This window comes from Acetobacter lambici (assembly GCF_011516885.1).
GTDB classification, from domain to species: domain Bacteria; phylum Pseudomonadota; class Alphaproteobacteria; order Acetobacterales; family Acetobacteraceae; genus Acetobacter; species Acetobacter lambici.
Genome location: NZ_WOTD01000003.1, coordinates 101242 through 125987, shown reverse-complemented (window position 1 = coordinate 125987; position 24746 = coordinate 101242). Strand labels below are relative to the sequence as shown.

The 24746-nt window shown below is 52.7% G+C and carries 22 protein-coding genes and 1 pseudogene; 17 read left to right on the top strand and 6 right to left on the bottom strand.

Annotated elements, in window-relative coordinates:
• Position 1 precedes the first annotated feature (1 nt).
• From cyoB to cyoD, 3 genes are read left to right on the top strand one after another with little or no spacing between them, the layout of a single operon-like run.
• Entirely contained in the window at positions 2-1993 is a 1992-nt protein-coding gene (gene cyoB, locus GOB86_RS03390; protein WP_165990967.1) for a cytochrome o ubiquinol oxidase subunit I, read from the top strand.
• Positions 1993-2598, top strand: a complete 606-nt coding sequence (cyoC, locus tag GOB86_RS03385; protein WP_165990966.1) for a cytochrome o ubiquinol oxidase subunit III — start codon at positions 1993-1995, stop codon at positions 2596-2598. Before cyoB ends, cyoC begins: the two co-directional genes overlap by 1 nt.
• The gene (gene cyoD, locus GOB86_RS03380; RefSeq protein WP_165990965.1) at positions 2598-2930 is read left to right on the top strand and encodes a cytochrome o ubiquinol oxidase subunit IV; all 333 of its coding nucleotides are present in this window, start codon (positions 2598-2600) and stop codon (positions 2928-2930) included. The genes cyoC and cyoD overlap by 1 nt, the downstream gene beginning before the upstream one ends.
• A 221-nt stretch (positions 2931-3151) precedes the next feature.
• On the opposite strand, the gene fdxA is transcribed toward cyoD, so the two are convergent.
• On the bottom strand, positions 3152-3484 hold the full coding sequence (gene fdxA, locus GOB86_RS03375; protein WP_165990964.1) for a ferredoxin FdxA: 333 nt from the start codon (positions 3482-3484) through the stop codon (positions 3152-3154).
• Between the two features lie 165 nt (positions 3485-3649).
• Positions 3650-6241 (bottom strand): helicase-related protein, encoded by a 2592-nt coding sequence (locus tag GOB86_RS03370; RefSeq protein ID WP_165990992.1) that lies wholly within the window; start codon positions 6239-6241, stop codon positions 3650-3652.
• A 112-nt stretch (positions 6242-6353) separates the two neighbouring features.
• On the opposite strand from GOB86_RS03370, the gene GOB86_RS03365 reads away from it, so the two are divergent.
• From GOB86_RS03365 to GOB86_RS03355, 3 genes are all read left to right on the top strand, one after another.
• Positions 6354-7781, top strand: coding sequence for a leucyl aminopeptidase family protein (locus tag GOB86_RS03365; protein WP_165990963.1), 1428 nt, complete (start codon positions 6354-6356; stop codon positions 7779-7781).
• Positions 7782-7951: 170 nt separating this feature from the next.
• Positions 7952-8365, top strand: coding sequence for a MarR family transcriptional regulator (locus GOB86_RS03360; protein ID WP_165990962.1), 414 nt, complete (start codon positions 7952-7954; stop codon positions 8363-8365).
• 191 nt (positions 8366-8556) lie between these two features.
• On the top strand, positions 8557-9000 hold the full coding sequence (locus tag GOB86_RS03355) for a hypothetical protein (protein WP_165990961.1): 444 nt from the start codon (positions 8557-8559) through the stop codon (positions 8998-9000).
• Between the two features lie 21 nt (positions 9001-9021).
• Here GOB86_RS03355 and GOB86_RS03350 read toward each other — a convergent pair whose 3' ends face one another.
• Positions 9022-10047, bottom strand: a complete 1026-nt coding sequence (locus tag GOB86_RS03350; RefSeq protein ID WP_165990960.1) for an MraY family glycosyltransferase — start codon at positions 10045-10047, stop codon at positions 9022-9024.
• A 66-nt stretch (positions 10048-10113) separates the two neighbouring features.
• Here GOB86_RS03350 and GOB86_RS03345 point away from each other — a divergent pair, with 66 nt between their 5' ends.
• From GOB86_RS03345 to GOB86_RS03335, 3 genes are read left to right on the top strand one after another with little or no spacing between them, the layout of a single operon-like run.
• The gene (locus tag GOB86_RS03345) at positions 10114-12132 is read left to right on the top strand and encodes a polysaccharide biosynthesis protein (protein WP_165990959.1); all 2019 of its coding nucleotides are present in this window, start codon (positions 10114-10116) and stop codon (positions 12130-12132) included.
• Positions 12129-13265, top strand: coding sequence for a DegT/DnrJ/EryC1/StrS family aminotransferase (locus tag GOB86_RS03340; protein ID WP_165990958.1), 1137 nt, complete (start codon positions 12129-12131; stop codon positions 13263-13265). The genes GOB86_RS03345 and GOB86_RS03340 overlap by 4 nt, the downstream gene beginning before the upstream one ends.
• A 14-nt stretch (positions 13266-13279) precedes the next feature.
• Positions 13280-13744 carry a hypothetical protein gene (locus tag GOB86_RS03335; protein WP_165990991.1) on the top strand — a complete coding sequence of 155 codons (465 nt, stop codon included), beginning with the start codon at positions 13280-13282 and terminating at the stop codon, positions 13742-13744.
• A gap of 52 nt (positions 13745-13796) precedes the next feature.
• Here GOB86_RS03335 and GOB86_RS03330 read toward each other — a convergent pair whose 3' ends face one another.
• The 3 genes from GOB86_RS03330 to GOB86_RS03320 form a co-directional block, all read right to left on the bottom strand.
• Positions 13797-15341 (bottom strand): NAD(P)/FAD-dependent oxidoreductase, encoded by a 1545-nt coding sequence (locus GOB86_RS03330; protein WP_165990957.1) that lies wholly within the window; start codon positions 15339-15341, stop codon positions 13797-13799.
• A 272-nt stretch (positions 15342-15613) separates the two neighbouring features.
• Positions 15614-16087, bottom strand: coding sequence for a methyltransferase family protein (locus GOB86_RS03325; RefSeq protein ID WP_165990956.1), 474 nt, complete (start codon positions 16085-16087; stop codon positions 15614-15616).
• A gap of 141 nt (positions 16088-16228) precedes the next feature.
• Positions 16229-17401, bottom strand: coding sequence for a glycosyltransferase family 87 protein (locus GOB86_RS03320; protein ID WP_165990955.1), 1173 nt, complete (start codon positions 17399-17401; stop codon positions 16229-16231).
• A 261-nt stretch (positions 17402-17662) separates the two neighbouring features.
• Here GOB86_RS03320 and GOB86_RS03315 point away from each other — a divergent pair, with 261 nt between their 5' ends.
• The 8 genes and pseudogenes from GOB86_RS03315 to GOB86_RS03280 all read left to right on the top strand — a co-directional run bounded on the left by GOB86_RS03315 (position 17663) and on the right by GOB86_RS03280 (position 24692).
• Complete coding sequence (locus GOB86_RS03315) at positions 17663-17860, top strand: Flp family type IVb pilin (protein ID WP_165990954.1); 198 nt, start codon at positions 17663-17665, stop codon at positions 17858-17860.
• Between the two features lie 86 nt (positions 17861-17946).
• Positions 17947-18429 carry an A24 family peptidase gene (locus GOB86_RS03310; RefSeq protein WP_165990953.1) on the top strand — a complete coding sequence of 161 codons (483 nt, stop codon included), beginning with the start codon at positions 17947-17949 and terminating at the stop codon, positions 18427-18429.
• Between the two features lie 9 nt (positions 18430-18438).
• Entirely contained in the window at positions 18439-19281 is an 843-nt protein-coding gene (gene cpaB, locus GOB86_RS03305; protein WP_165990952.1) for a Flp pilus assembly protein CpaB, read from the top strand.
• Positions 19238-20722: pseudogene (locus GOB86_RS03300) on the top strand (type II and III secretion system protein family protein). The gene cpaB and the pseudogene GOB86_RS03300 overlap by 44 nt, the downstream one beginning before the upstream one ends.
• 6 nt (positions 20723-20728) lie before the next feature.
• Positions 20729-21073 (top strand): hypothetical protein, encoded by a 345-nt coding sequence (locus tag GOB86_RS03295; RefSeq protein WP_165990951.1) that lies wholly within the window; start codon positions 20729-20731, stop codon positions 21071-21073.
• 3 nt (positions 21074-21076) lie between these two features.
• Positions 21077-22333 carry an AAA family ATPase gene (locus GOB86_RS03290; protein WP_165990950.1) on the top strand — a complete coding sequence of 419 codons (1257 nt, stop codon included), beginning with the start codon at positions 21077-21079 and terminating at the stop codon, positions 22331-22333.
• Positions 22330-23730, top strand: coding sequence for a CpaF family protein (locus tag GOB86_RS03285; RefSeq protein ID WP_165990949.1), 1401 nt, complete (start codon positions 22330-22332; stop codon positions 23728-23730). Before GOB86_RS03290 ends, GOB86_RS03285 begins: the two co-directional genes overlap by 4 nt.
• Positions 23727-24692, top strand: a complete 966-nt coding sequence (locus GOB86_RS03280) for a type II secretion system F family protein (protein ID WP_165990948.1) — start codon at positions 23727-23729, stop codon at positions 24690-24692. Before GOB86_RS03285 ends, GOB86_RS03280 begins: the two co-directional genes overlap by 4 nt.
• Positions 24693-24746 lie beyond the last annotated feature (54 nt).

The following is a 24746-nucleotide window of genomic DNA, read 5'->3' as shown; positions in this document are numbered from 1 at the left end:
TATGCTAGGGAGACTATCGCTTTCGGCCATCCCGTTGGATGTGCCGATCCTAGTAGGTACGTTCATCGGCGTTCTCATTGTCGGTGTCGCGGTACTGGGACTGATTACCTATTACGGCAAGTGGGGCTACCTCTGGAAAGAGTGGTTTACCTCTGTCGATCACAAGCGTCTGGCTGTCATGTACATTGTACTGGCGCTGGTTGCTCTGGCCCGCGGTTTCGCGGATGCCATCATGATGCGTACCCAGCTTGCGCTGGCTTACGCCGGTAACCCCGGTTACCTGCCCCCGCATCACTATGACCAGATCTTCTCCGCTCACGGGACGATCATGATCTTCTTCCTGGCCATGGCGTTCATGACCGGTCTGTTCAACTTCATTGTGCCTCTGCAGATTGGCGCACGTGACGTGGCTTACCCGTTCCTGAACAACCTGAGCTTCTGGATGACGGCAGTTGCGTTCATGCTGGTGAACGTCTCCCTGTTCATTGGTGAGTTCTCGCAGTGCGGCTGGCTGGCTTATCCCCCGCTGTCCGAAATGCAGTTCAGCCCTGGCGTGGGTGTTGACTACTATATCTGGGCAATCCAGATCTCTGGTGTTGGCACGCTGCTGACTGGCGTAAACTTCTTCGTAACCATTGTTAAGATGCGCGCACCGGGCATGTCCTGGCTGAAGATGCCCGTGTTCACATGGACGGCTTTCTGCTCTTCCATCCTGATCATGGCGACCTTCCCCGTGCTGACGGTTGCAGTTGCCCTTCTGGGTCTGGACCGTTACTTCGGTATGCACTTCTTCACCAATGATGGTGGCGGCAACCAGATGCTCTACCTGAACCTGATTTGGGCTTGGGGTCATCCGGAAGTTTACATTCTTGTTCTGCCTGCCTTTGGTGTGTTCTCCGAAGTTGTGCCTGCCTTCTCTGGCAAGCCGCTCTTCGGCTACAAGACCATGGTCTACGCAACCTGCTCCATTATGGTGCTGTCCTTCCTTGTGTGGGTGCATCACTTCTTCACCATGGGCGCTGGTCCGGACGTGAATGCCTTCTTCGGCATCGCAACCATGATCATCTCCATCCCGACCGGTGTTAAGCTCTTTAACTGGTTGTTCACCATGTATAAGGGTCGCATCCAGTACCATGCTTGCATGTATTGGGCTGTTGGCTTCATGGTGGTGTTCACCATCGGTGGTATGACCGGTGTTATGATGGCCATCCCCGGTTCCGACTTTGTGCTGCATAACAGCCTGTTCCTGATTGCCCACTTCCATAACGTGATTATCGGTGGTGTGTACTTCGGTTACGTCTGTGGCATGAACTTCTGGGCTCCGAAGGTTCTTGGCTTCAAAATGAACGAAGCTTGGGGCATCCGTGCCTTCTGGTTCTGGCTTGTTGGCTTCTTCTTTGCCTTTATGCCGCTGTATGTCCTCGGTTTCGAAGGCATGACCCGTCGTATCAACCACTATGACAACCCGGCCTGGCATCCTTGGATGCTGATCGCTGAAGTTGGCGCAGTGCTGATCCTGTTCGGTGTTGTTTGCCAGCTGATGCAGATTTTTGTCTCCATCCGCGATTGCAACAAGCCTGAAAACCGCGACTTTACGGGCGATCCCTGGAACGGCCGTACGCTGGAATGGTCCACGTCTTCTCCTCCGCCGGTGTATAACTACGCCATTGTCCCGCATGTCAGCACGCTTGATGCTTTCACGCATGACAAGGAAAACGGCATTGATACCCGTCAGGCTGGCGGTCAGTACGAAGCAATCCATATGCCGAAAAACACGGCTTCTGGTATTTGTGCTGGTGCTTTTGCCCTGATCTTCGGTTTTGCCGCTGTGTGGTACATCTGGTGGCTGGCAGCCATTGGCCTTGTGGGCGTGATCGCTACGGTCATCGCACGCAGCGCTAACAAGGATATTGATTACTATATCCCTGCCGAAGAGGTTGCCCGGATCGAAAACGAGCACACCCGTAAACTGATGGCACAGGCAGCAGAATAATGGCACAGAACACAACTGTTCCGACCGCAGGCCACGACGAACATCACCACGAAAATACGGTGGTGTTCGGGTTCTGGGTCTATCTGATGACGGACTGCATTATCTTTGGCTCTCTGTTCGCCACGTTTGCAGTTCTGCGTAACCAGTTCAATGGTGGGCCAACCCCACACGAACTGTTTGAGTTTGGTGGGCTTGGGCTGGAAACAGCCCTCCTGCTTCTCTCCTCCATTACTTATGGGTTTGGCATGATTGCCGCCCATAAGACCCAGATCAGCAAGGTGATCATGTGGCTTGGCGTCACATTCCTTCTTGGTCTTGGGTTCGTTGGTCTGGAAGTGCGTGAATTCGCGCACATGATCGCGGATGGTGCTGGCCCCGATCGCAGTGCATTCCTGTCTGCGTTCTTCACGCTGGTATCCACCCACGGTCTGCACGTGACGTGTGGTCTGATCTGGATTGTTACCCTGATGGTTCAGCTGATGGGGACAACTGAAATTCCGGAACGCATGATGAACAAGCTCACCTGCCTGAGCCTGTTCTGGCACTTCCTGGATATCGTCTGGATCTGTGTTTTCACCTATGTCTATCTGGCGAGCATGATCTGATGAGCAATCCGAACACATCCTCCTCGGGCGAGAGCCACGGTAGCGTATCTTCGTACCTTATCGGCTTTGTCCTTGCTGTTATCCTGACGGTTCTGTCGTTTGGTGTGGTCATGAGCCACAGCCTTGCGCCAACCGGCACGCTGGCGGTGCTTTCTGTTCTGGCACTTGTTCAGGTTCTGGTGCATCTGCACTACTTCCTGCACATGGGTAGTGGCTCGGAAGCGCGTTGGAACAACATTGCGTTTGTTTTCACCGTTGCATTCGTGTCCATCCTTATTGTCGGCACGGTCTTCATCATGGCCAACACGTCCATGAACATGATGTCTCGCTGATATCATGTAAGGCTTCGTGGCTCCGGCTTTGGCTGGAGCTGCGGTCAGCAACAAAAAACCCCGGGGCTTTGGCTCCGGGGTTTTTTTTGTTTGGACTGTGAACCACTTTAACAGGCGTGGGCCAGATCGTGTGGCTCCCTACTGGTTGGGGTGGTCCTGACAACAAAAAAGGCACCGGGGGTTCCGGTGCCTTTTTTGTTGTGGAACCTGTGGAGGCAGGTTCAGTCCTTGTGCGGCTCGGGGGAGAGCAGTTCAGCCTTGTTGGGCTTGTCTTTCCACTCCTGCGCATCGGCTGGAGCCGTGCCTTTGCGCGTAATGTTGGGCCACTGGCTGGCATATTTTGTGTTGATTTCTGCCCACGCTGCTGACCGGTCATCGCTGTCGGGGAAAATGGCTTCGGCCGGGCATTCAGGTTCGCATACGCCGCAGTCAATGCACTCGTCGGGGTTGATAACCAGAAAATTTTCACCGGCGTAGAAGCAGTCAACGGGGCAGACTTCCACACAGTCCATGAATTTGCAGCGGATGCAGTTTTCAGTGACCACGTAGGTCATTGCCATCTCCGAAATTATCTGGCGGTCGAGTGGGGCTCGCCGCGTGGGGTCAGATGGCCGACCAGCCGGTCGCGCCACCAAGGATGGCGCAGATATGATGGGGTTTTTGCACGATGGCAACCCGCTTGCACGAAAGGGGGCACTTCTGTTGTAGCAGGGCTGCTCCTACATTTGGCTCCGCAGGGTACTCAAAATGGCAAAAGGACTGTTGTTTCGGGCACTTTGCAGATGTTTGGCGTGGTCTGGGCGTTTTGGGTGCTGTTTTCTTTTTTCTGTGCGCCGTGTTGGCAAAACCATAAAAGGAGCAGGCGGACCAGCATGGCGCGGGGGTAAGGTTACCGGGGGTTGCAGGCGGATTCCTAGCCCTTTGAGCACATGGGGCAGGTCTTTTTTGCTGACGCCAAGCCGGGCTGCCAGAGCCAGAGCCAGAGGCAGGGGTTTGGGCGTACGGGCACATAAGGCGCGCATGTCCTGCACGATACTGGCTGCAATATCGAGTCGAACCAGAGTGCCGTGGCTGATCAGCCAACCAAGACTGCACAGCAGTTCCTGCTCAGGTGGTGGCACAGGGGTGCTCAGGCGCATGGAAACCGCGCCGTCTGGAGGAAGCTGGGAGAGTGGTTGGCCCGTGTAGGTGCGTAGCAGCAGGCTGCGTAGCGCCATGGCGTGGGGTTTGAACAACGGGGCGCAAAAGGCGAGCCTGCCATGCAGCCGTATTGCCTGCCGCTGGAGCAGTGCGGCTTCCGCCGGGGGGAGGGAAGGTTGTGATGGCAGGGTGGTAACCCCACCGTTTTCCATGACCGCATGAACAATGCCCCGGAGCAGGGGGTGCTGGGCTACAGCCAGTTCCGCGCGAAACAGGGGGGCAAGGGTGTGTGTGCGTAAGGTGGTGACGAACTGCGCCAGCCGCTCACGTATTCTGGCTTTATGGGCGGTTTCCAGAAATTCGGCATCGTCAATGTGGATGATCGGATGCAGCACCGATGGGCCTTTGCGCAGGTGGGCAATCTGCTCATCTCGCCACAGGATGTAGCCTGTCCGCATGTCCAGCGTTATCTCGCTCTCCGGGGCTTGCAAAAAGCGGGCAACAAGCCGGGGGATCTCGCTGCGTGCCGCACGCCGCGCTGCCTTGAGGATAAGGGCTTGGTCAGAACGGGCCGCCTCGGGGTCTGGTATAAAGGCAAAGCCGCGCATATGCCCCACATCATGCCCTTCCACGCGTACTTCGCCGGATTTGCTAATGGCGCACAGAAGGGGGGCACCATCGGCCTCTTCCAGTCGACGGGCCAGACTGGCGGCACGCCTGTCCACAAACCGGCTGGTCAGCCGTTCGTGCAGGGCATCGGAAAGGCTGTCTTCGAGCATACGGGTATGGCGCTGCCAGTGTTCGGCGTTTTCCACCCATTCGGGGTGGGCGGCAACATAGGACCATGTGCGAATGCCCATCAGGCGGTGCATCAGGTCTTCTATCTCGCCCCCTGTGTGTTCCAGACTGGCAAGGCGTCCTTTGAGCCATGAGGAAGGCAGACGCCCATCCTTGGCGAGAATGCTAAAAAGCTGACCACACAGGCGGATATGGCTGTCCAACCCCAGTTTACGAAAGTCCGGGATCTGGCAGATTTCCCACAGCAGGCGTGTGTGCTGGGCGGTTGTTGCCAGTGTGCGCACGGCCGGGGTCTGCATAAGCGCGCTAAGTGTCTGCATGTCTGCCGCTGGCTCGGCCGGGCGTAGGCTGGGGTGTGGGGTCTTCTGGCACAGGCTGGCGTGGAGGGCCTGAGGGGAGGCAAAGCTGAGTTTGCTGCCGCGCCACCATAAAAAGGGAAGGGGTTCAAATTTGTGGGTCTCAACCGCTTCGGCCATGGCGTCTGGCAGGGGCGGGCACTCCCCGGTGGTGCCAAAGGTGCCATCCCGCGTGCCACGGCCTGCACGCCCGGCAATCTGGGCAATTTCGGCCGGGGTCAGCATGCGGTGGCGTTGTCCGTCAAATTTGGACAGGCCAGCAAAGGCAACATGGTCGATATTCATGTTCAGGCCCATGCCAATGGCATCGGTTGCGACCAGGTAATCCACCTCGCGGTTCTGGTAGAGTGCAACCTGCGCGTTGCGGGTGCGTGGTGAGAGCTGGCCCATAACCACGGCACACCCGCCCCGCTTGCGCCGGATCAGTTCGGCAATGGCGTACACATCGGCCATGGAAAACGCGACAATAGCCGTGCGTGGCGGCAGGCGAGACAGGCGCGTATGGCCTGTATGGTTCAGGCTGGACAGGCGCGGGCGGGTATCAATTTCCACATCGCGGATCAGGCTGCGCATGAGGGGGGCAATGGTGTCGGCCCCAAGGAACAGGGTCTCGGACAGGCCGCGGGCGTTGAGCAGGCGGTCGGTAAAAATATGGCCGCGTTCGGGGTCCGCGCAAAGCTGGATTTCATCCACCGCCATAAAGTCCACCGGGCGGTTCATGGGCATGGCCTCAACCGTGCAGGAGAACCAGCGGGCCTGTGGAGGGATAATTTTTTCCTCTCCCGTAATCAGCGCCACCGAGCGTACCCCTTTAAGGCGCACCATGCGGTCGTAGTTCTCGCGGGCCAGCAACCTTAAGGGAAAACCAATAATGCCAGAGGAGTGCGCCAGCATCCGCTCCAGCGCCAGATGCGTCTTGCCGGTGTTGGTCGGGCCCAGAATGGCCCGGACCGGAGCCTGATCCGCAAAGTGGGTGGCGTGCAGGGCAGGTGCCATCTGGCGGGTGGAAACCTTCATGCCGTGCATGGTCCGATGCCCAGCCCCGAAAAGCAAGTCGGCAATGCGTATAACCTCCCCCGTTGCATGATGAAAAAGGGAGGCGCAGGGTGCGGGCAGAAGGAGGAATGCCATGCCTATTCATGATCTGGACTGCCTGAGCGTTGCGCGCAGGCGGAAGACTCTTTGCACCGTCCATGCCGTACGTGCCAGTGAGCGAGAGACGTGGGTGGCATTGGCGGGCGAGCCTGCGGTTACCTTTGCCGAAAGCTGTGGCTTTGTTGCGCGGGTGGGCCAGCTTGTGCTGGTGCCCGGCCCCGAGGGCAAGGTGCAGGCCCTGTTGGGACTGCCTGAACAAGAGGCTCCGCGTGACCCGTTTGTATTTGGCAGGCTTGCACTGGACCTGCCCGAAGGGGACTGGACCGTGCAGGTGCCTAAGGATGTGGCGCGGGATGATGTTATTCTGGGTTTTTGTCTGGGTGCATACCGCTACAGCCTGAAAACTGGTGGCAGCCCGGCTGAAGGCCCTCGGCTTGTGGTGACTGCGGCTGAGCGCAAGGGACTGGCCGCGCAAATGGCGCGCTCAATCTGCTTTGCACGCGACCTGATCAACACCCCTGCCAATCTGCTTGGCCCGTCCGAACTTGCGCGGGAGGCCAAGGCGGCCCTGCGCCCGTTGGGGGCTGAGGTTGAGGTGATCAAGGGGGCGGCGCTGGATGAGGCCTATCCACTTCTGGCGCATGTGGGCAATGGCTCCGAGCGTGCCCCAAGGGTGGTTCTGGCCCGGTGGAGCGGCACACATGCGGGTAAGGATGCGCCTCTGATCTCCCTTGTCGGCAAGGGTGTGTGCTTTGATAGCGGGGGGTATGACATCAAACCCTCGGGCGGCATGCTGCGCATGAAAAAGGATATGGGTGGTGCGGCGACCGTGCTGGCTCTGGCGCATCTGGTTATGGCGCAGGACTTGCCGATAAAGCTGGAATTGCGGCTTGGGTGTGTGGAAAACAGTGTGTCCGGTCACGCCATGCGGCCGTTGGATGTTATTCGCAGCCGCGCGGGCCTGACGGTGGAAATCGGCAATACGGACGCCGAAGGGCGGCTGGTGCTGAGTGATCTGCTGCATGAGGCGGGTGAGAGCCAGCCTGACCTGCTGGTGGATGTGGCGACGCTTACAGGGGCTGCCCGTGTGGCGCTGGGGCCGGACCTACCCGCCCTGTTCTGCAATAACGATTCCACGGCCATGCTGTTTGCGGAGGCCGCAGAGTACGAGGCCGATCCGCTGTGGCGTCTGCCGCTCTGGCAGGGTTACGCAGGTTGGCTGAAAAGCCCTGTGGCGGACCTGAACAATATTGCCTCCCGCCCCATGGCGGGGGCCATTACGGCGGGTCTGTTTTTGGAACATTTTGTAAAACCAGACCAGCGCTGGGTGCATATCGACAGTTATGCGTGGAATGATTCCAGCAGGCCAGGGCGGCCAGAAGGGGGAGATACTCCCGGAATTCGAGCACTTTTCCGTGTAATACGTTCTCTTTGTGGAACGAATCGTGCGGAAAAGAGTTAGGGTTTTTACAGGCCGATAAGGCGTAATAATTTTTTGTGACAGTGCTTTAAAAAATCGTTTCGGTGTCTATATAAAGCGCATCAGATTCATTCCGGTTTGCATATGGGCCGGAAAAACACAGCCGGGCGGGCCAAGGCTCTGGGTCCCGGCACAAAAGGAAGTTGAACGTCATGGCACAGGCCGCAGAAAAGGCAGAGGATCTGGTCAAGACCCTGCGGGATACCATTGTTGCACTGGTGCGTGGAGAAGGGCCGGACCTGTCCGCCCGTCAGCTCGCTGTGTTCCTGACCTGCTATCTGGATGAGAGCGGGCATACGGTACGCGGTCTGGCGGCAAGCCTGAACGTGTCCAAGCCCGCCATTACCCGTGCGCTTGACCGCCTGACCGAACTGGATCTGGCCCGCCGCAAGGTGGACCCGCTGGATCGCCGGTCCGTTCTGGTGCAGCGTACCCCTAAAGGTGCATCCTACCTGAAGGAAATCCGCTCCATTATGGGCACAACCGTGCGTGATGCGGCCCAGAACCCCCAGCAGGAAGAAAAAGTGGCAACAGTGCGCCGCCTGCGCCGTGTTGCTGCCGCCTGATCAGCCGGTATTAAGTCAAACTTAATACAAAGGTTGCCGTGTTGTAGCTCATGACCCATTTTAGAATGGTCATGGGCTGTAACCGGCAACCTTTTTGCTTTGGGGGCGTTGGTTTTCTACCCGTGTCAGATGCTTTCATACCGTCAGGTATTGGGTATTCTTCTGGACACACCTGTTAAAGGAAGCCTCCCATGCGTTTTTCTTCTGTTTTTGCCGCCGCCGCTCTGGCCGTGTCTTTTGCTGGCGTATCAGCCGCACATGCTGCTGATGCCATGGGGGCACCCACTGCCAAGCTGACCCTGACCGCCAAATCGGCCGATATCGGGCTAGGATATACGTGGGGCGAGGGAAAATTGACCTATGGCGGCAAGGTGCACGCCTTCTCCATTACCGGGGGCACAATTGCCGCGGTTGGTTTTTCCAAGATCGAGGGCACGGGAACGGTTTATAACCTGCACCGCCTGAAGGATTTTGATGGCACCTATGCCGCGGCCCATGGTGAGGCCACGCTGGGGCAGGGGCTGGGTGGTGCCGTGCTGGAAAACAAGAACGGGGTGCGGATCAAGATCGAAACCATCTCCCAAGGGGCAAGGCTGGCCGGTTCCGCGCAGGGGCTGACGCTGACCCTAAAATAACAGACCGTCAGGTGGGGTGGTCTACCATGTGCCAATCGAGTATTTGCGCGCGCGGCCCACGGCCCATGCGGTCCATGCCAACTGGGGTAGCATAAGCAGGCTTACCCCAGCCATACCGCTCCAAAAGCCTGTTGTGGGCGCTACAAGGCAGCCCACACTGCCGCCCCATAGGGTCAGGCACCATGTGAGCATGGACACAACAGGCACTGGCAGGGTGCTGCGGTGGAGGATCTGGTAAAGGTGCCCCCTATGCGCCTGTGCCAGAGCCTGCCCGGCGAGCCAGCGGCGGATAAGTGTAAACACCACATCATAAATCAGCGGGAATAGCAGGGCTGGCCCCAGTACCCACCCACGGGGCTGGGTTGTGTGGCTGGCAATATACAACGCCGTGGTCCCGGCAAGCAGGCCACATCCCTGACTGCCTACGTCCCCCAGAAAAATCCGGGCACGGGGAAAGTTAAAAGGCAGAAAGCCCACAAGGCAGGCGACCAGCAGCAGGGCGGGCCATTGCAGGGCGGGTACACCCAAAAATGGCGCGGCAAGGGCAAGGGCCGTAGCCGCGCAGGCCAGACAGCCTGCAATAAGCCCGTTCAGCCCGTCCATGAAGTTGACCGCATTGGTCACAAAAACCAGCCAGAGGATGGATAGCGCCGCCCCCGCCAGTGGTGTTGGCCAGACCAGCCCCATGCCCCCTTGTACGACCAGACTGGCCGCAATGATCTGTGTGGCAAACTTAATGCCGGGCGGCCATTGGTAAAGATCATCAAGCCAGGAGACCCCGCATAGGAGCGTGAGCGCACAGGCCGACATAAGGTATGGAAAAGACAGAACCGGCTGGCCTGCCAGCGCCTGAAGGACGGGAAAAAATAGCCCGAATGCCGCCATAACCCCGATTCCTCCCCCTTTGGGGGTAGGGGTTGCATGAGCGCTGCGGTATTCAGGATGATCCATAACCGCCAGCCGGATCATGCGCCGTACAATAACGGAACACAGCATGGCCGCGCAGAGCAGGCATGAAAAAGCCAGAACGGAGGAAAAAAAAGACATGAAAGAGGGTGTTGTCCGGTTAGGCTGCTTCTAGGATGTCAGGCGCTGGGCTATAAGCGCACGATCATGGTCTCGCAACGTTCTCAGCTCCAGTATCATTATTCAAGATTTTGGCCGCTGAACAGGATTGCCCTTAATATCCTGCTTGATGGCGCGCTGGCAGCACTGGCGGCATTGCTGGCCCGTTGGCTGGCGGCCCCTCATGCTGGTTTGCTCCATGGGCTATGGTTTGCGGTTGGCGGTGGTTTCTCGCTGGTGGTGAGCGGGCTTCCGTTCAGGCTACCGCAGCAATACTGGCGCTTTTCTGGTGTTTCGGACCTGCTGGGCCTTGCCGGTGCATCGGTTGTTAGCGCTCTGCTGCTCTCGGTAGGGCTGGTGTGGGCGGGTTCGCCCCTGCCCAGTATTGCGTTCCCTTTTATTGATGCGCTGGTTCTGCTGGTGCTGCTTGGGGGGGTGCGGGTGTCTCATCGCCTTGCCCACAGAACCGATACACGGCAGCCGGATGGGCAACGGGTGCTGCTGGTGGGCGCGGATGCCGCGGCTGACCTGTTCCTCCGCGCGCTTGAGCGTAGCAACGCTCTGGAGATTCGCATTGCAGGCTTGGTGGGGCTGGGCGAGCAGCAAACAGGCCAGCGGATTCGTAACGTGCCAATTCTGGGGCAGATTGAAGAGATTGTTCCTGTTCTGGAGCGGCTGCGTAATATGGCGCAACTGCCCGAGGCACTGGTCGTTACGAACACCACATTCAGGGGTGGTACGTTAAGCCGGGTGCTGGACGTGGCGGCCGAGTACGGTGTGGCGGTGCTCAGAACCCCAACCATGACGGATATGTCTCCGGCGGATCAGGTGCATTTGCGGCCCATCCAGCCAGAAGACCTGCTGAACCGCCCGCAGGTGCAACTTGACCATGCTGGCATGCACCACCTGATCAACCAGAGAACCGTGCTGGTTACGGGGGTAGGGGGCACAATTGGCTCCGAACTTGTGCGTCAGATTGCCCGCCATGCGCCTGCCTGCCTTATTTTGCTCGACCACGGTGAATTTGCACTCTGGCAGATAGATTTGGAATTGGCCGAGTGCGCCCCCGCTATTCCACGCAGGGTGGTTGTGGCTGATGTGCGGGACGAGGCGCGGGTTAACGCCATTATGGCGCAGTACAGGCCAGAGCTGGTGTTCCATGCGGCAGCCCTTAAACACGTGCCGATCGTGGAGGCCAATCCGGCGGAGGGGGTGCTAACCAATGTGCACGGCACGCGTGTGGTGGCCGATGCCGCTGCCCGGCATGGGGCCGCGGCTATGGTTGTTATTTCCACCGACAAGGCGGTCAATCCGTTCAATCTGATGGGGGCGACCAAACGCGCGGCGGAAATGTACTGTCAGGCGCTGGATATTCAGGCCCGTTCCTCGGGGCAGTCGGGCGGCATGCGCTGTATTACGGTCAGGTTCGGCAATGTACTGGGTTCAACAGGATCTGTTGTGCCTCTGTTCCAGCGGCAACTGGCGCGCGGCGGACCACTGACCGTAACGCACCCGGAAATGCGCCGTTATTTTATGACCGTGCCCGAAGCCGTGGGGCTTGTTCTACAGGCCTGTGTGCGTGGTACCTCCTGTGCGGTGGGCACAGAGATGGATACCCTGCTCCGGCACGGCGGTATTTTTGTGCTGGATATGGGAGAGCCGGTTAAAATTGTTGATCTGGCCCGGCAGATGGTGCGCCTTGCGGGCCTAAAACCGGATGAGGACGTGGCCATCCACTTTACCGGCCTGCGGGCGGGGGAAAAACTGTATGAGGAACTGTTCCACGGGCGGGAGTGCTCCGTCCCAACCGACTCGCCGGGATTGTTCATGGCAACGCCGCGCGTGGTGGAGTTGGCGGAGGTGCGCGCCGCAGTGGACCAGATTACGGCCCATGCCCGCCAGGGCGACGTGCACGCTGTTTTGCAAACCCTGTGCCAACTGGTGCCCGAGTTCGATCATAACCCCAACGGAGATGTACGGGCGCTGGCTCCGGCTGGTGCAAAATCCTCCGGTGCTGTAAAGAACGGACAGATAAAGGCCGACGGCACGGAGCAGATGGCACCATGAGCAGTTCAGATACCAGGCCCATTGCGTTTCTTGATCTTGCAGCCCAACAAAAGCGGATGGAGCCTGTCCTGCGGCAGCGTCTGGATGCTGTTCTGGCCCATTGCCGTTTTGTGATGGGGCCAGAGGTCGGAGAGCTTGAAGAGCGTCTGGCGGCATGGTGTGGCGCGCGTGAGTGCGTGGGTGTGTCCTCCGGCACGGATGCGCTCCAGATCGTTATGATGGCTGAAGGCATAGGTCGTGGTGATGCGGTGTTTCTACCCGCTTTCACCTATACAGCCACGGCGGAAGTGCCTTTGCTGCTCGGGGCAACTCCGGTTTTTGTGGATGTGGACCCTAATACGTTCCAGATCGATCCTGCGCATCTGCGCAGCCGTATTCAGGCGGTGCGTTCTGCGGGTAAATTACGGCCTCGTGCCATTGTGGGTGTGGACCTGTTTGGCCAGCCTGCGCCATGGCCGGAACTGCGGGCGATCGCGGCAGAGGAGGAGTTATTCCTCATGGCCGATTGTGCCCAGTCTTTTGGGGCGGATCTGGCGGGTAAACCACTGGGGTGTGAGGCTACGGCTACGACCCTGTCCTTTTTCCCCTCCAAACCGCTGGGGGGGTACGGGGATGGTGGCGCCATTCTGACGGATGACCCCGAGCGGGCGGCGCTGTACCGCTCCTTGCGCACACATGGTGAGGGCACCACGCGGTACGAGGTGCTGCGCACAGGCATGAATGGTCGGCTGGATACCCTGCAGGCCGCAGTGTTGCTGGCCAAGCTGGACAGCTTTAAGGATGAACTGGCCCGGCGGAACGCCATAGCCACGCAGTATGATGCAGGCCTTGCCGGACATGTGCAGGTGCCAGCACGTGTGCCCGACAGCCAGAGTGCTTGGGCCATTTATGCCGTATTGCTGGCCGATACGGCCGCGCGTGATGCTCTTCAGGCACGGTTGAAGGAGCAGGGCGTGCCCTCGGCCATTTACTATCCTTTGCCATTGCATAAGCAGCCCGCCTACCGGGACCATCATGATGGGACGGTGCTGCCTGTTTCCGAAGATCTGGCGCAGCGCATTCTGGCACTGCCCATTCACCCGGAACTGACAAACCAAGACGTAGCGCGCGTGATTGCCGCAGTAGTAGGGTAAGAAAGAGTAGTATGATGCGGAAAGAAACGGCGTTTATCATTGGTTTTCTGGTTTTAACCATCAGCACCACGGTTGTGATCTGGACCTTTGCTTTGCCCAACTTCAAACCTGTTTCGTTTCCGCAGATTGCCAGCGGCGTGATTGACGTCGGGCCAATGCACCACCAGCGTCCGCTGGAGGCGGATGAAGTAGTGGATGTGAACAAATGGCTTTCCACCCACAAGTCTGGCTGGGGGCCACTGAGCCGCACACCGCCCTCCTCGGGGGACTCGCATCTGCTGCTCAAGGACGCGCAGGGCAAGGACGTGCTGACCCTTACCCTATGGACAGGGATTAGTGCTGCCGACTGGAACGCAACGGTTTTTGTGGAGTCGCCTGACGGATCATGGGTGCGCTCGGAAACATTCCCCAATAAGGAATTCGCTCCCCTGCGCATGATGGTTGACCGTTATCCGTTCAAGCATTCCAGCTTTCCATAACAAGGATTATGAAGTCGCGGGTTTGAGGCTATGGTGTGCAGTCAACAGAGCCTCAGTTTGATTTTTCTTCATGATAATCATCATCAATATTGATTTTCCAGAGTTTATCTTTGTCCTGCTGACCGGAGATGATTTGGTCAGCAGCCTCTTTGGCAGTTAGCATGGAATGGTCCTGATTATTGTAACAGTGCATACCATTGCGGCCGATGAGGAAAAGATTCTCCACGGTGTTTAGTGCATCACGGACTATGCCAAAACTCTTATAGGATTCTCCAAAGTATCCAGGATAGGCTTTGGGTACACGTACCACAACACTATCGAGTGCATCAAGTGTTGAGACAAGCCCGATTTTTTTCATCTCAAAACAGGCAAGTTTGATCATTTCCTGTTCGCTTAGCATCCAGAGATCGTTGCCCTCAGAACAGAAAAACTCAAGCCCTAGCCAAGTGGTCTCCGGGTTGGCGACCATATAGGGGCTCCAGTTATTAAAAATCTGTACACGCCCAACATGTACACCTGGTTCCTGAATATAAATCCAGTTGTCATTCAACCGGCGTGTTATTTCTGAAGAATTGTAGAGCAGACCAACCGTAATAAAATCTCTGTATTGCAGGTTTTTTGCAATTAGCTGCACAGCTGGAGAAAAATGATTCCCGCTGGCTACAACAAGATCCTTAATTGGCATGGTAGAGACCAGAACATCGCACTTCTGGTTTTCCTGACTGCCGTCCGGATTTTTAACCATTATCGATGAAACGCGATTATTATCGAACGCAATGCCATTGACCTGATGATTGAGAAGGATTGTCCCTCCCATATCCGTAATATGGCGGGCTACAGTTTCCCACATCTGGCCTGGACCATATTTGGGATAGATGAACTGCTCTATAAGAGATGTCTGGGTACTAGACTTTTTTTGCAGGCCGAGTGCGCGTTTGCAGGCATGCAGAAGAACGCTGGAAATAGAAAGGCTTTTAACACGCTGTGCCCCCCAATCTGCACTAATGCTGGAGCAGGGAACTCCCCAAACTTTTTCAGTATAATCTTTAAAAAACTGTTGATATAATTTACGACCGAACCGGTTTATGAAAAAATCTTCCAATGTCAGCTCAGGTGTAATTTTATCTAAACGGCCCCAGAGATAACTCAGGCCAAAAATAATGGTTTTACGTAACCCAAGTTTGGTCAGATTTTTTGGTGTGAGTTTGAGCGGATAGTCAAAAAACGTTTTATTATAATAGATACGTGACAGGCGTGAGCGAACCAGCATGACGTCATCAGTTGAAGGAGACTGAGGCCCGACAAGGAGTTCTCGCTCTTTACCCTGATATTGTAAGGTAACGTTTTGTTCGTTCGTAGCCGCAATTGGCAGAAAGCTCTTCCACCAAGACATGACCCAGTCAGATTTGGAGAAAAAGCGATGCCCACCAATATCTATACGGTTACCATGATGTTTGATGGTTTTTGATATACCACCAACCTGTTTGTCGCACTCATAAACAGTCACATTGTTCCGACCGGCTTTCAGGAGTTCATAGGCAAGTGTCAATCCTGCTGGCCCAGCACCAATTACAACAATTTTTTCATCTTGTGCCATGATGTTCCCTATATTTACCTAGCTTCTTACTTCTGATCGGAAAGATTGGTAGTAAATACAGGGTATATGAAGGATACAAAAGGTCAAATCGGTATATTTCTCAATTATTATAATATGTTAGGATATATTCATTGCGTCATAATATTTTTTATAAATTATAAAATCCATAAATATATATAATTTATTGAAAATAAAAGCGAAGAACGTTTAAAATATGTGGGTTTTTAACAATTTTTTCTAGATTGGATTAAGGTGTGCAACGGATTTTGGTATCAGTACAAAAAAGGAAGCAACTTCCAGCGTACCTGTTTTGACCAAAGCAGCCATTGAGGATCTGTGGAAAGAATTTTTTCTTCAGCCCGAATACGTAATATCTGAACCGACCATGCGCAGGAAATGGCACAAATATTCCAAAGGCTAAAATTATACAGCAGAAAACCGATGCTGGTTAACATATAGCCAGCATACATCGGATGTCGGATGATACGGTACGGGCCATAAGTTTTTACAATCCGTATGGCGGCAACAATCGCAAAACTTCTTCCTAGGCAGATTTTGGCGGAGAGGCTGACAAAAATGCCGATAAAAGACAGAATAAAGCAAAAAGTAACAGAGGCAAAATGTGTATCACTGCCATGAGTGGAAACAATCTGGGCTGCATATGTTCCTAAAATAGCTAGTATCCAGTCCGTTGTATTATGGCTCATGTTTCCCGGAGACCTTAACAACGTAAAAAAAAGATCCATGACCATCTCCAGTAAATACAATATTGATATCGGGTTAAGGCTGATAAATATTGATGAGTAGTTATTGTGTATAAAATACACATATGGAAGTGTGATTATTGTTTTTTCTATATACTCTAATATTGCAGAATTTATCATTTTTTATGCATTTTTTGTGTGGTTTTCAAGGTAATGGTAGCGACGCAAAATCAGAGCGAGGAAAATGGTTGCAACAAGAGGTTCGGCAGGAAAATGAAAACGCCAAGTCAGGGCAAGTGTATAAAGGGGTGAAAAATACAAAACAATCAGGAAGGGTTTTTCCCAAGAGAAAAAGCCTGTCCGAAAAGCTGTATTAATAACCCATATTGCGGGTATCAGCATATATGTCAGGTCATAATGTAAGAGATATGGCGTGCATAAAGGAGAAGCCGCCAGACACAGAATAACATTATTATAAATATTTTTGCTTTTTACTGTGTTGTACAGAACGCAAGCAATGACGACGAGGGAAAATGTGATCTGTATCCAGAAAGCTGCAATAAAGGGAAGGCCATGAACGCTTAGAAAACCAAATATTGTGATGAAAATCTGGCACAAAAATACATCGTGCAAAATGTTGCTCTGCATAGTGTGAGAATATTCGAAAAAACGCTTCCATGTTTCAAGGCCGAATATGCAGTAGGAAAGAATGATCATGAACGAAGCGGATGTAGCAATGCCAGCGACAATTCGCCATTGCCGCGAAAAAATTAAACTAAGAGGTACCAGAAAGACGACATGCGGTTTAATCACGAGTAACCCAAGTATAAGACCCGAGAGAAAAGGTTTTTCTTTAAGATAGAATATACCTAGCGTGAGAATAAGAGCAATTAGAAGACCATTTTGCCCAGTTGAAAGGGAGACGGCAAATTGAGGTGAGAAAAAAGCAAAAGTTGCAATGGACCAGTTTTTGCATAAAAGATTCAAGGTTTTAGCGGTTATAATCGGCGCACTTAACGCCCAGAGTGCATAAGATAATGAATATGTAAAAAAGGCAATTGGCCAAATAAACAACAGCATAGGTGGGGGATAAAGAAAGGGTAATTTATATGGATGGTTTAAAAATTGTCCGCTTTGCATGGCCGCCTCATGAGCGGCTGTATTGTAAATATCAGAAAAATGACCATGAAGTATTTGAGAAGATGCGGCCCAAAATAGAATAAAATCTCCTCCAAGTTTAAAATCTGCAAGAAATTTTGCACTATCTGTTAGGCATGCAATAGAAAAAACAGCAAAAAAAACAAAAATATAAATTCTCAAATAAGCATCGCATCGATCTTTATTAAAAAAATTCATAAATTTTATTTCATTACATATGAAAAATATTATTTTTTTTGACATTTATATGTTGTCTTTTCTAATATGGCGCGGCATGCTAGCAAATTAAGAGAATTCAGAAAAGATTACAACATGGAGTGTATTCCTTGTAAAAGTTTTTTTGATTTTTTGATTTAAAGCAATTAATATGAACAAAGAAATGCTTTATAGGGCGCTCAGGCGTGTTATCCGACCATGAGGCGGATTCCCTATAAGGTTTATTAGTTAAGGAGAGTATGTATGTTGCGCGTAAATGAATATGCAGCCATCGTTGCTCGTTTCTTTGCCATCAAAGACAGGCGCGGTGTAACGGCAATCGAATATGGTCTGATTGCTTCCCTTATCGCTGTGGCGATTATTGCAGGTGTCCGTCTGGTTGGGACAAACTTGAGTGCCGTGTTTAATTCGGTCGCCGGCCAGATTTCTTCCGGCTCGTAAAGATTGCTCGTGCTTCTGTGCTTATTAACGCCGTTTAGGTTTGGGGGCACGAGCAGCTCCGTGGTTGGCGAGGTGCGGGGCTTATAATGGGTGCATGGTTTGTTATCATGGCGGCCTATGCCCTCCTTTGTTATGCAATGTGGGTTGATGTGCGAGTGCGGGAGATACCAGACTGGGTCAGTCTGGGTCTTCTTGCGCTTGCATTTTTGAATGGTGCGGCAATCCATTGCTTTTCCCTGGCCTTTAGTGCTCTGATTTATCTTCTGCTTTTTGGTCTGTGGAGTGTCGGGGGTATTGGCGGCGGAGATGTTAAACTGATTGCCGCAACCTCATTGTTTTTTATGCCGTATGAGCAGCTTGTTTTTCTTTTGAATATTGGTTTGGCCGGTGGTGTTCTGGCCATGCTGTATCTCTTTGGTCGGAACCGATTGCCAATTATATCAAAGAGGACCACAAAAAATCGCGTTCTGCGCGTGGAAGCTTGGCGGATTAGGCGGGGTATGCCCCTGCCATATGCTGTGGCTATTGCGATTGGCTTCATTATGACGACCCTGCGGGGTGAGTGGTAGGCGGTAAGAATGGTCACGCGTATTGCGATGTTATTCATTGGTGTGATCGGGTTGATTGGTCTTTTTGTGCTCGGGAAAGTTATTATGTCTCCCGCGCCAGTGCCGCAAAAGGCCGTGCATCAGGAAGTTGTTGTTCATACAAAAAAATTGCTCACGGTCCGGAGTGCTATGCATGCTGGTGATTTTCTTCGTGAGTCAGACTTAGTTACCTCTTCTATCCCTGATGATTATGTGCCTCCGGGTAGTCTGGAGGATACCCCTGCGAACCGGCAGGCTCTTGAAGGAGCGTTGCTCCGTATGGACGTGCCTGCAGGCGGTGGAATAGTTGAGCAATCACTCCTCCGAGTTGGCGATCATGGTTTCCTATCAGCCGTTCTTAAGCCTGGAATGCGTGCGCTGAGCATTGGTGTGAATCTGGCTTCTGGTGTGTCTGGCCTTGTCGAGCCTGGCGACAGAGTCGATGTGGTGATGACTGAACGGGTAGGCGAAGGTGCGGGCGGTAATGTTTCGCATCTTGTATCCAAAATTGTGCTTTCAGGTATCCGCGTTGTCGCTGTGGGTGGTTCTTTATCTCCTCGGGGGGGTAAAAATGTCACCGAACAGGTCGGTGTAGATGTGCGAACAGTGACGCTGGAAGTCACCCCGGAGCAATCAGCTGTTCTGGGTACAGCCCAGCAGCTGGGCCAAATAGTGCTGGCAGTTCAATCGCTTGGCGGCCCGCATGATGATCTTGCCACGCCTCCGGTCTGGGAATACTCTGTCTCGGCGTTTGATAGTCAGCAATCGAAGGGCGGCGTAGCAGTTATGCATGTCTATAATGGAATTTCAGGCGCTCAAGATGTCCACTTTTAAAAAAGTCCTACGGGTTATGCTAAGTGGTATTGTGTTGTTTGGTGCGTGTCCTCCAATGGATGCATCAGCGCGAAAATCCAAGATATATCCAAAAAGACATCATATACCGGTTGCAGCAAAGCACCGCGCGGCTCAATCACGCTCTCCTTCTGCTCTGACGGTTGAAGTCGGGAATGGTAAGCTTATTGAACTCTCTGGAGCAGCGGAAAATGTGTTCTCGGCTGACCCTAAAGTTGCAGAAATTCGTCCGGCCAGTCCACACAGCGTATTTGTGTTCGGCTTGGCAGCCGGGCGCACAAATATTGTGGCCACGGACGCGAACGGGAAGGCCATTGACCGCTATACAGTGCGTGTTGAGCCATCCACGTATCCTGTTAATACGTTGGATCACTCTTCTGGTGGAATTGTGCCGATGCTACGGGCAACCGCCACGCCTGACGGGATGAATATTGATGGGGATTCTGATAATCCCGAAAAAGCTTGGCGTTTTACCGACCGCGCGCGAGGGTTGGTTGGTAAAGACGGTTTTGTGTCCGATTACTCTAAAATACATGGTTCCATTCAGGTTAACCTCAAGATCCGTATTGTCGAGATGGATCGCTCATTGGTGCGTGAGCTTGGGGTGGAGTGGCAAAACGTCAATGCATTGGGTACATCGGCGGTCATCGGGCTCGCGACGTCAAGCCCATTGGAAACATTGGCAACAACCCAGAGCAGTATCGGGTTTCTCTCGCGGTTTAAAGCCGGTAGCCAATCGGTAACATTGGAAACTGTGGTGGATATGCTGGCAAGGGATGGTCTGGTCCATAGTCTGGCCGAACCAAACCTGACCACGATTAGTGGTCAGCCCGCTAATTTTGTGGTCGGGGGGGAATATCCTGTTCCTGTCTCCAGCTACAACAACACGACCAATGTTAGCTTTAAGCAGTACGGTATTTCTTTGGCGTTTGTTCCTACAGTTTTGGGGGATGGCCGTATCAGTCTGCATGTAAGACCAGAGGTAAGCGCGCTATCTTCCAATGGGGCCGTTACGTAGTCAGCCGGGAATTCCTCTGTTCAAATTCCGGCCATTACTGTGAGACGTGCCGATACAACTGTGGAAATGGCAAGCGGGCAGAGTTTTGTTCTGGCCGGCCTTATGTCTGACAGCACAAAAATTACAGGCCAGGGTCTGCCTTGGCTGGGTGATATTCCAGTTCTGGGAGCATTGTTCAAATCATCTAGCTTCCAGAAAGATGAGAGTGAATTGGTCATTATTGCCACGCCGTATCTTGTCAAGCCCGTTAGTAGTGAAAAACAATTGCATACACCAGATGAAGGGTGGACTCCGCCTAATGATTTAGAGCGTGTTTTTATGATGCGTCAGAGCGGTACTGACGTATCTCGTAGACGTCCTTGGCAGCGTCTGGAGACCGGCGACGCTGGGTTTATGGTGGAGTAACTCCTTATGTCATACAGAATTGTATCGGGCATTATGTTCATCAGTTTGATGGGTTTAACGGATTGTTCGGTTATGGAGCCGTTGGACCAGTCTTATCACTGGCGGAATCTGGGAGTTTATGACGCCAACATGGCTGCCCAGGTGGAAAATAAAAGAGACCTGCAAAGTGGTCGTCCGCTTCCTCCATCTGATGGACAGACAGCCGTGACCGCAGTTGAACGCTGGCGGGAGGATCGTGTCAAAAGCCTCGGTCGAAGTGGTTTGGCTGAGTTGAGTATGAACGGGGAGGACCAAGGGTCTTCCGGAGGTGGCCCAGCCACAAGCAGTAGCAGCGGTGGCGGAGGGCAGTAAAACGTGGCTCTTACCCCAGAACAGCTCCAACAGCAGCCTGCTGATGCCGATAATGTAAAGCAGGGAAGTGTCCTTGCTTTTGTGCAGGATGCAGATACAGAAGCGCAGTTAACTGAATGTCTGAAAGAACTCCGGTCTGGCACTGTGCAGGTTTTGCGCGGGTCAGGGGTGTTTGCAATCTCCTATCTGAGCAAGCATGAATTTCCATCTTACCTGATCATTGATCTTGGTGGGGAAAGTGACGCATTAGGTGTCTTGCGTACGGTTACGGAGCTATTGCCGCCTGATGTGACCGTCATGGTGTTGGGCGATCGGACAGATGCGGATTTTTACCGCAGCGTGACTCATGTGTTCGGGGCAGCCGAATACTTGTACCGTCCGTTCAGCCGTAACCTGATTTTGCGCATTTTTGGTCCGATCATTCTCCATGGACGCGACACGCACCGTTTGATGGAAGGGGCCAGCCTAATAGCCTGCATAGGGGTACGTGATGGTGTGGGGGCGACGACTCTCACCACTAATCTGGCTTATTTTCTGGCAGAAGAAGCGCGTAGGTATTCGTTGCTGATTGATTTTGATCTGCGTGCAGGCAAAATGGCAACCTTGCTCGATATTGCAACAAATGGCGGTTTTCGGTCTGCGCTGGAAATGCCAGATCGCATGGATGAACTGTTGCTTGAACGCAGTATGCAGGCGGTTGGGGAACGTTTGCAGGTTTTGTCTAGTATGGGGGATTTGAACACGCTGCCCAAAATTGGGAGTAATGCTGTTACCCGGTTGATGGAACTTGTACGCCCCCGGTTTCGTTTTGTCCTGACAGAAGTGAAGTGGTCGGATGATGACGTGTACATGCGTGTTCTGGGGCAAGCGCAACAGTATATATTGATAATGGATCCTACCATTGTCTCCGTACGTGATGCCTTGAGAGTCATCGCCAGTCTTCCTCGCGCTTCTCCAGTCAGCAAGCCGTTTATTGTTGTTAACAACGTAGGGCGTCCAGGATCTTTGTCGTTGACTGAAATCACACAAAGTCTTGGTACAGAACCTGATATACTCATGCCTTACCTGCCAGCAGACTGTGGGAATGCTGAAATCGACGGTAAATTGGTTATTACAAAAAACAAAGCGTATCGTCAGATCATTGAACAACTGGCACATGGCGCACTTGCCGTTACGTTGAGTTCCTCGCTGTCCAAGGGAGGATTTTTTGCTCAACTTAAAGATAAAATAAAAGCTTTGGGAGCACGGCTTAAAAAATGAGCTCTAGCAAGCAAAATGAAATAGTTGATCGTCTGCGCCGCATGCAAAGTGTGCAGGACGAGTTCAGTGTAACTGACGCAGGAACAGCGGCTCCGCCAAGCACGGATCCTGTCGAAGAGACAGATAGTCCGGTTCTGTCTGATCAATCACTTATTTTGCGCCCGCTTTGCTTAAACCGGCTTGATCCTACAATAGTTTTATCGCTATCGGCTGAAGATCTGCTTGAACAGGTAGAGCAGGTAGTTGATCAGGTAGCTACAGAGCAGCGAATCCAACTCAATCTGCGTGAGCAGCGCCGTATTGCGACCGAACTTGTCCATGACATGAAGGGCTTGGGTCCTATTCAGCCACTGCTTGATGATGATAGTATTGCTGATATTATGGTCAACGGGCCAAATAGTATTTTTGTTGAACGGAGCGGTAAAACACTCCCATCTAATATTCGCTTTCGAGATGCCCGGCATCTGGCCTCTGTTTGTCAGCGTATTGCTTCAGATGTTGGGCGACGTGTGGATGAATCAAGCCCGATGGTCGATGCGCGCCTTAAAGACGGGTCGCGTGTCAATATTGTTTTTCCACCTCTGGCACTGGATGGACCTTACCTGTCCATTCGTAAATTCTCTCGTCATAAAATCAGTTTTCAGCAATTAGTCAATAATGGAAGCTGCACGCCTGCTGTTGCCAAAATTTTGGAAATTGCAGCCCGTATTCGTTTGAATATTGTGATTTCTGGAGGCACAGGTTCTGGTAAGACCACGCTGCTGAATGCACTCTCGCATTTTATCGATTTTGGCGAGCGTGTAATTACTGTTGAAGATGCAGCAGAGCTTCAACTCCAGCAGCCGCATGTTGTGCGTATGGAAACGCGCCCGGTCTCGTTGGAAGGCAAGGGTGAAGTTACGCAGCGTGATCTTGTGCGGAATGCTCTGCGTATGCGTCCTGACCGTATCATTATCGGGGAGGTCCGTGGTCCGGAAGCGTTTGATATGCTTCAGGCCATGAATACTGGCCATGATGGCAGTATGTCCACGGTTCATGCGAATACAACGCGCGATGGCGTGACTCGTATTGAAAGTATGGTGCAGATGGGCAATTTCGGTTTGCCTATTTCTGCTATTCGTAACCAGATTGTTGGTGCGGTGGATATGATTATTCAGGTTGGACGCCACAGGGATGGTGGTCGCCGCATTACTCAGGTCACAGATGTATCCGGTGTTGAAGGTGATGTTGTTGTTTTGAACGACATTTTCCGGATGCAGTTTGATGGTGAAGATACCGAAGGTAAGCTGCTGACAAGCTATGAGGTCTCTCGCATTCGGCCGAGCTTTTATGAAAAACTTATTTATAACCAGATGGATGGTGTTTGGAACACGGCTTTTGAAAGTGTATCTTTATGACCAGTCTGCTTCTGGTTATTGCTGTTTTATTTTTTGGGGGGATTAACGTCCTCGCATATGTTCTTTATCAATCCAGTTTAGCTAAAGATCATCGCAATAAGCGTATCTATAAAGAAATAAATTTTTATCTTTTGCATAACGTTCAACCGCGTCAGCGTACGCCGTTGGAATGGGCCGTATATATAGTTGAATCCGGTTTTATCAGAAAGTTCTTGATTTGGGCATCAAAGTATAATCCGCAGCATTGTGCGCACAGTGACGTTGGTCTCCTCAAAATATATTTGCTGTCTTCCATACTTCCTACGATAACACTTTATTATCTATATAATGTTATCGGAATATGGTGTGTTATTATCAACTTTTTCATATGGGTTGCTACCATACGATTTATTTGTAATTTTTTGCGCAATAGATACAAAAAAAAATTATATTCACAATTTCCTGATGCAATCGGTATGATGGTCCGCTCATTACGGGTTGGTGTGCCGCTTTCGCGCTGCATGATTGTGGTCAGTGAAGAAAGTGACGAACCGACATGCCGGGAGTTTAAGGTCATTGCGGACGAAGTCGCTGTGGGGCGCAGTCTAGGCGATGTTCTGCAGGCTGTGGCGGATCGGGTTGACCTTCAAGAGTATCGTTTTTTGGCAACGGTAATCAGTATTCAGTCTTCTACCGGGGGCGCACTGGCAGATGTGCTGTCATCCCTGGCAGATACAATTAAGCAGCAGATTGCCATTTATAAGCGTGGCCTGGCTCTTTCCAGCGAAGCTAAAATGAGTTCTTATGTGCTGGCTGCATTGCCCTTTTTTATTGCTGTTTTGTTGGAAGTTGTTAATCCGGATTATATTAATCAGCTATTTTTAACACAGTCTGGTCACTATCTACTGGCAGTCGCTATACTTTTGTTTGTGTTGGGTATGGCAGTTATGAGGATTATCATTAGCAGAGTTCTTGATCTGTGATGGGGTATTATTACAGAATAATAATATTTTTCGGCTTGCTGGGGGTTTTCGTAG

Excerpts from the sequence above, each read along its gene's own strand:
- cyoB (WP_165990967.1), top strand. The coding sequence starts at position 2 with ATGCTAGGGAGACTATCGCTTTCGGCCATCCCGTTGGATGTGCCGATC.
- cyoC (WP_165990966.1), top strand. The coding sequence starts at position 1,993 with ATGGCACAGAACACAACTGTTCCGACCGCAGGCCACGACGAACATCAC.
- cyoD (WP_165990965.1), top strand. The coding sequence starts at position 2,598 with ATGAGCAATCCGAACACATCCTCCTCGGGCGAGAGCCACGGTAGCGTA.
- fdxA (WP_165990964.1), bottom strand. The coding sequence starts at position 3,484 with ATGACCTACGTGGTCACTGAAAACTGCATCCGCTGCAAATTCATGGAC.
- GOB86_RS03370 (WP_165990992.1), bottom strand. The coding sequence starts at position 6,241 with ATGAAGGTTTCCACCCGCCAGATGGCACCTGCCCTGCACGCCACCCAC.
- GOB86_RS03365 (WP_165990963.1), top strand. The coding sequence starts at position 6,354 with ATGCCTATTCATGATCTGGACTGCCTGAGCGTTGCGCGCAGGCGGAAG.
- GOB86_RS03360 (WP_165990962.1), top strand. The coding sequence starts at position 7,952 with ATGGCACAGGCCGCAGAAAAGGCAGAGGATCTGGTCAAGACCCTGCGG.
- GOB86_RS03355 (WP_165990961.1), top strand. The coding sequence starts at position 8,557 with ATGCGTTTTTCTTCTGTTTTTGCCGCCGCCGCTCTGGCCGTGTCTTTT.
- GOB86_RS03350 (WP_165990960.1), bottom strand. The coding sequence starts at position 10,047 with ATGTCTTTTTTTTCCTCCGTTCTGGCTTTTTCATGCCTGCTCTGCGCG.
- GOB86_RS03345 (WP_165990959.1), top strand. The coding sequence starts at position 10,114 with ATGGTCTCGCAACGTTCTCAGCTCCAGTATCATTATTCAAGATTTTGG.
- GOB86_RS03340 (WP_165990958.1), top strand. The coding sequence starts at position 12,129 with ATGAGCAGTTCAGATACCAGGCCCATTGCGTTTCTTGATCTTGCAGCC.
- GOB86_RS03335 (WP_165990991.1), top strand. The coding sequence starts at position 13,280 with ATGCGGAAAGAAACGGCGTTTATCATTGGTTTTCTGGTTTTAACCATC.
- GOB86_RS03330 (WP_165990957.1), bottom strand. The coding sequence starts at position 15,341 with ATGGCACAAGATGAAAAAATTGTTGTAATTGGTGCTGGGCCAGCAGGA.
- GOB86_RS03325 (WP_165990956.1), bottom strand. The coding sequence starts at position 16,087 with ATGGATCTTTTTTTTACGTTGTTAAGGTCTCCGGGAAACATGAGCCAT.
- GOB86_RS03320 (WP_165990955.1), bottom strand. The coding sequence starts at position 17,401 with ATGAATTTTTTTAATAAAGATCGATGCGATGCTTATTTGAGAATTTAT.
- GOB86_RS03315 (WP_165990954.1), top strand. The coding sequence starts at position 17,663 with ATGTTGCGCGTAAATGAATATGCAGCCATCGTTGCTCGTTTCTTTGCC.
- GOB86_RS03310 (WP_165990953.1), top strand. The coding sequence starts at position 17,947 with ATGGGTGCATGGTTTGTTATCATGGCGGCCTATGCCCTCCTTTGTTAT.
- cpaB (WP_165990952.1), top strand. The coding sequence starts at position 18,439 with ATGGTCACGCGTATTGCGATGTTATTCATTGGTGTGATCGGGTTGATT.
- GOB86_RS03295 (WP_165990951.1), top strand. The coding sequence starts at position 20,729 with ATGTCATACAGAATTGTATCGGGCATTATGTTCATCAGTTTGATGGGT.
- GOB86_RS03285 (WP_165990949.1), top strand. The coding sequence starts at position 22,330 with ATGAGCTCTAGCAAGCAAAATGAAATAGTTGATCGTCTGCGCCGCATG.
- GOB86_RS03280 (WP_165990948.1), top strand. The coding sequence starts at position 23,727 with ATGACCAGTCTGCTTCTGGTTATTGCTGTTTTATTTTTTGGGGGGATT.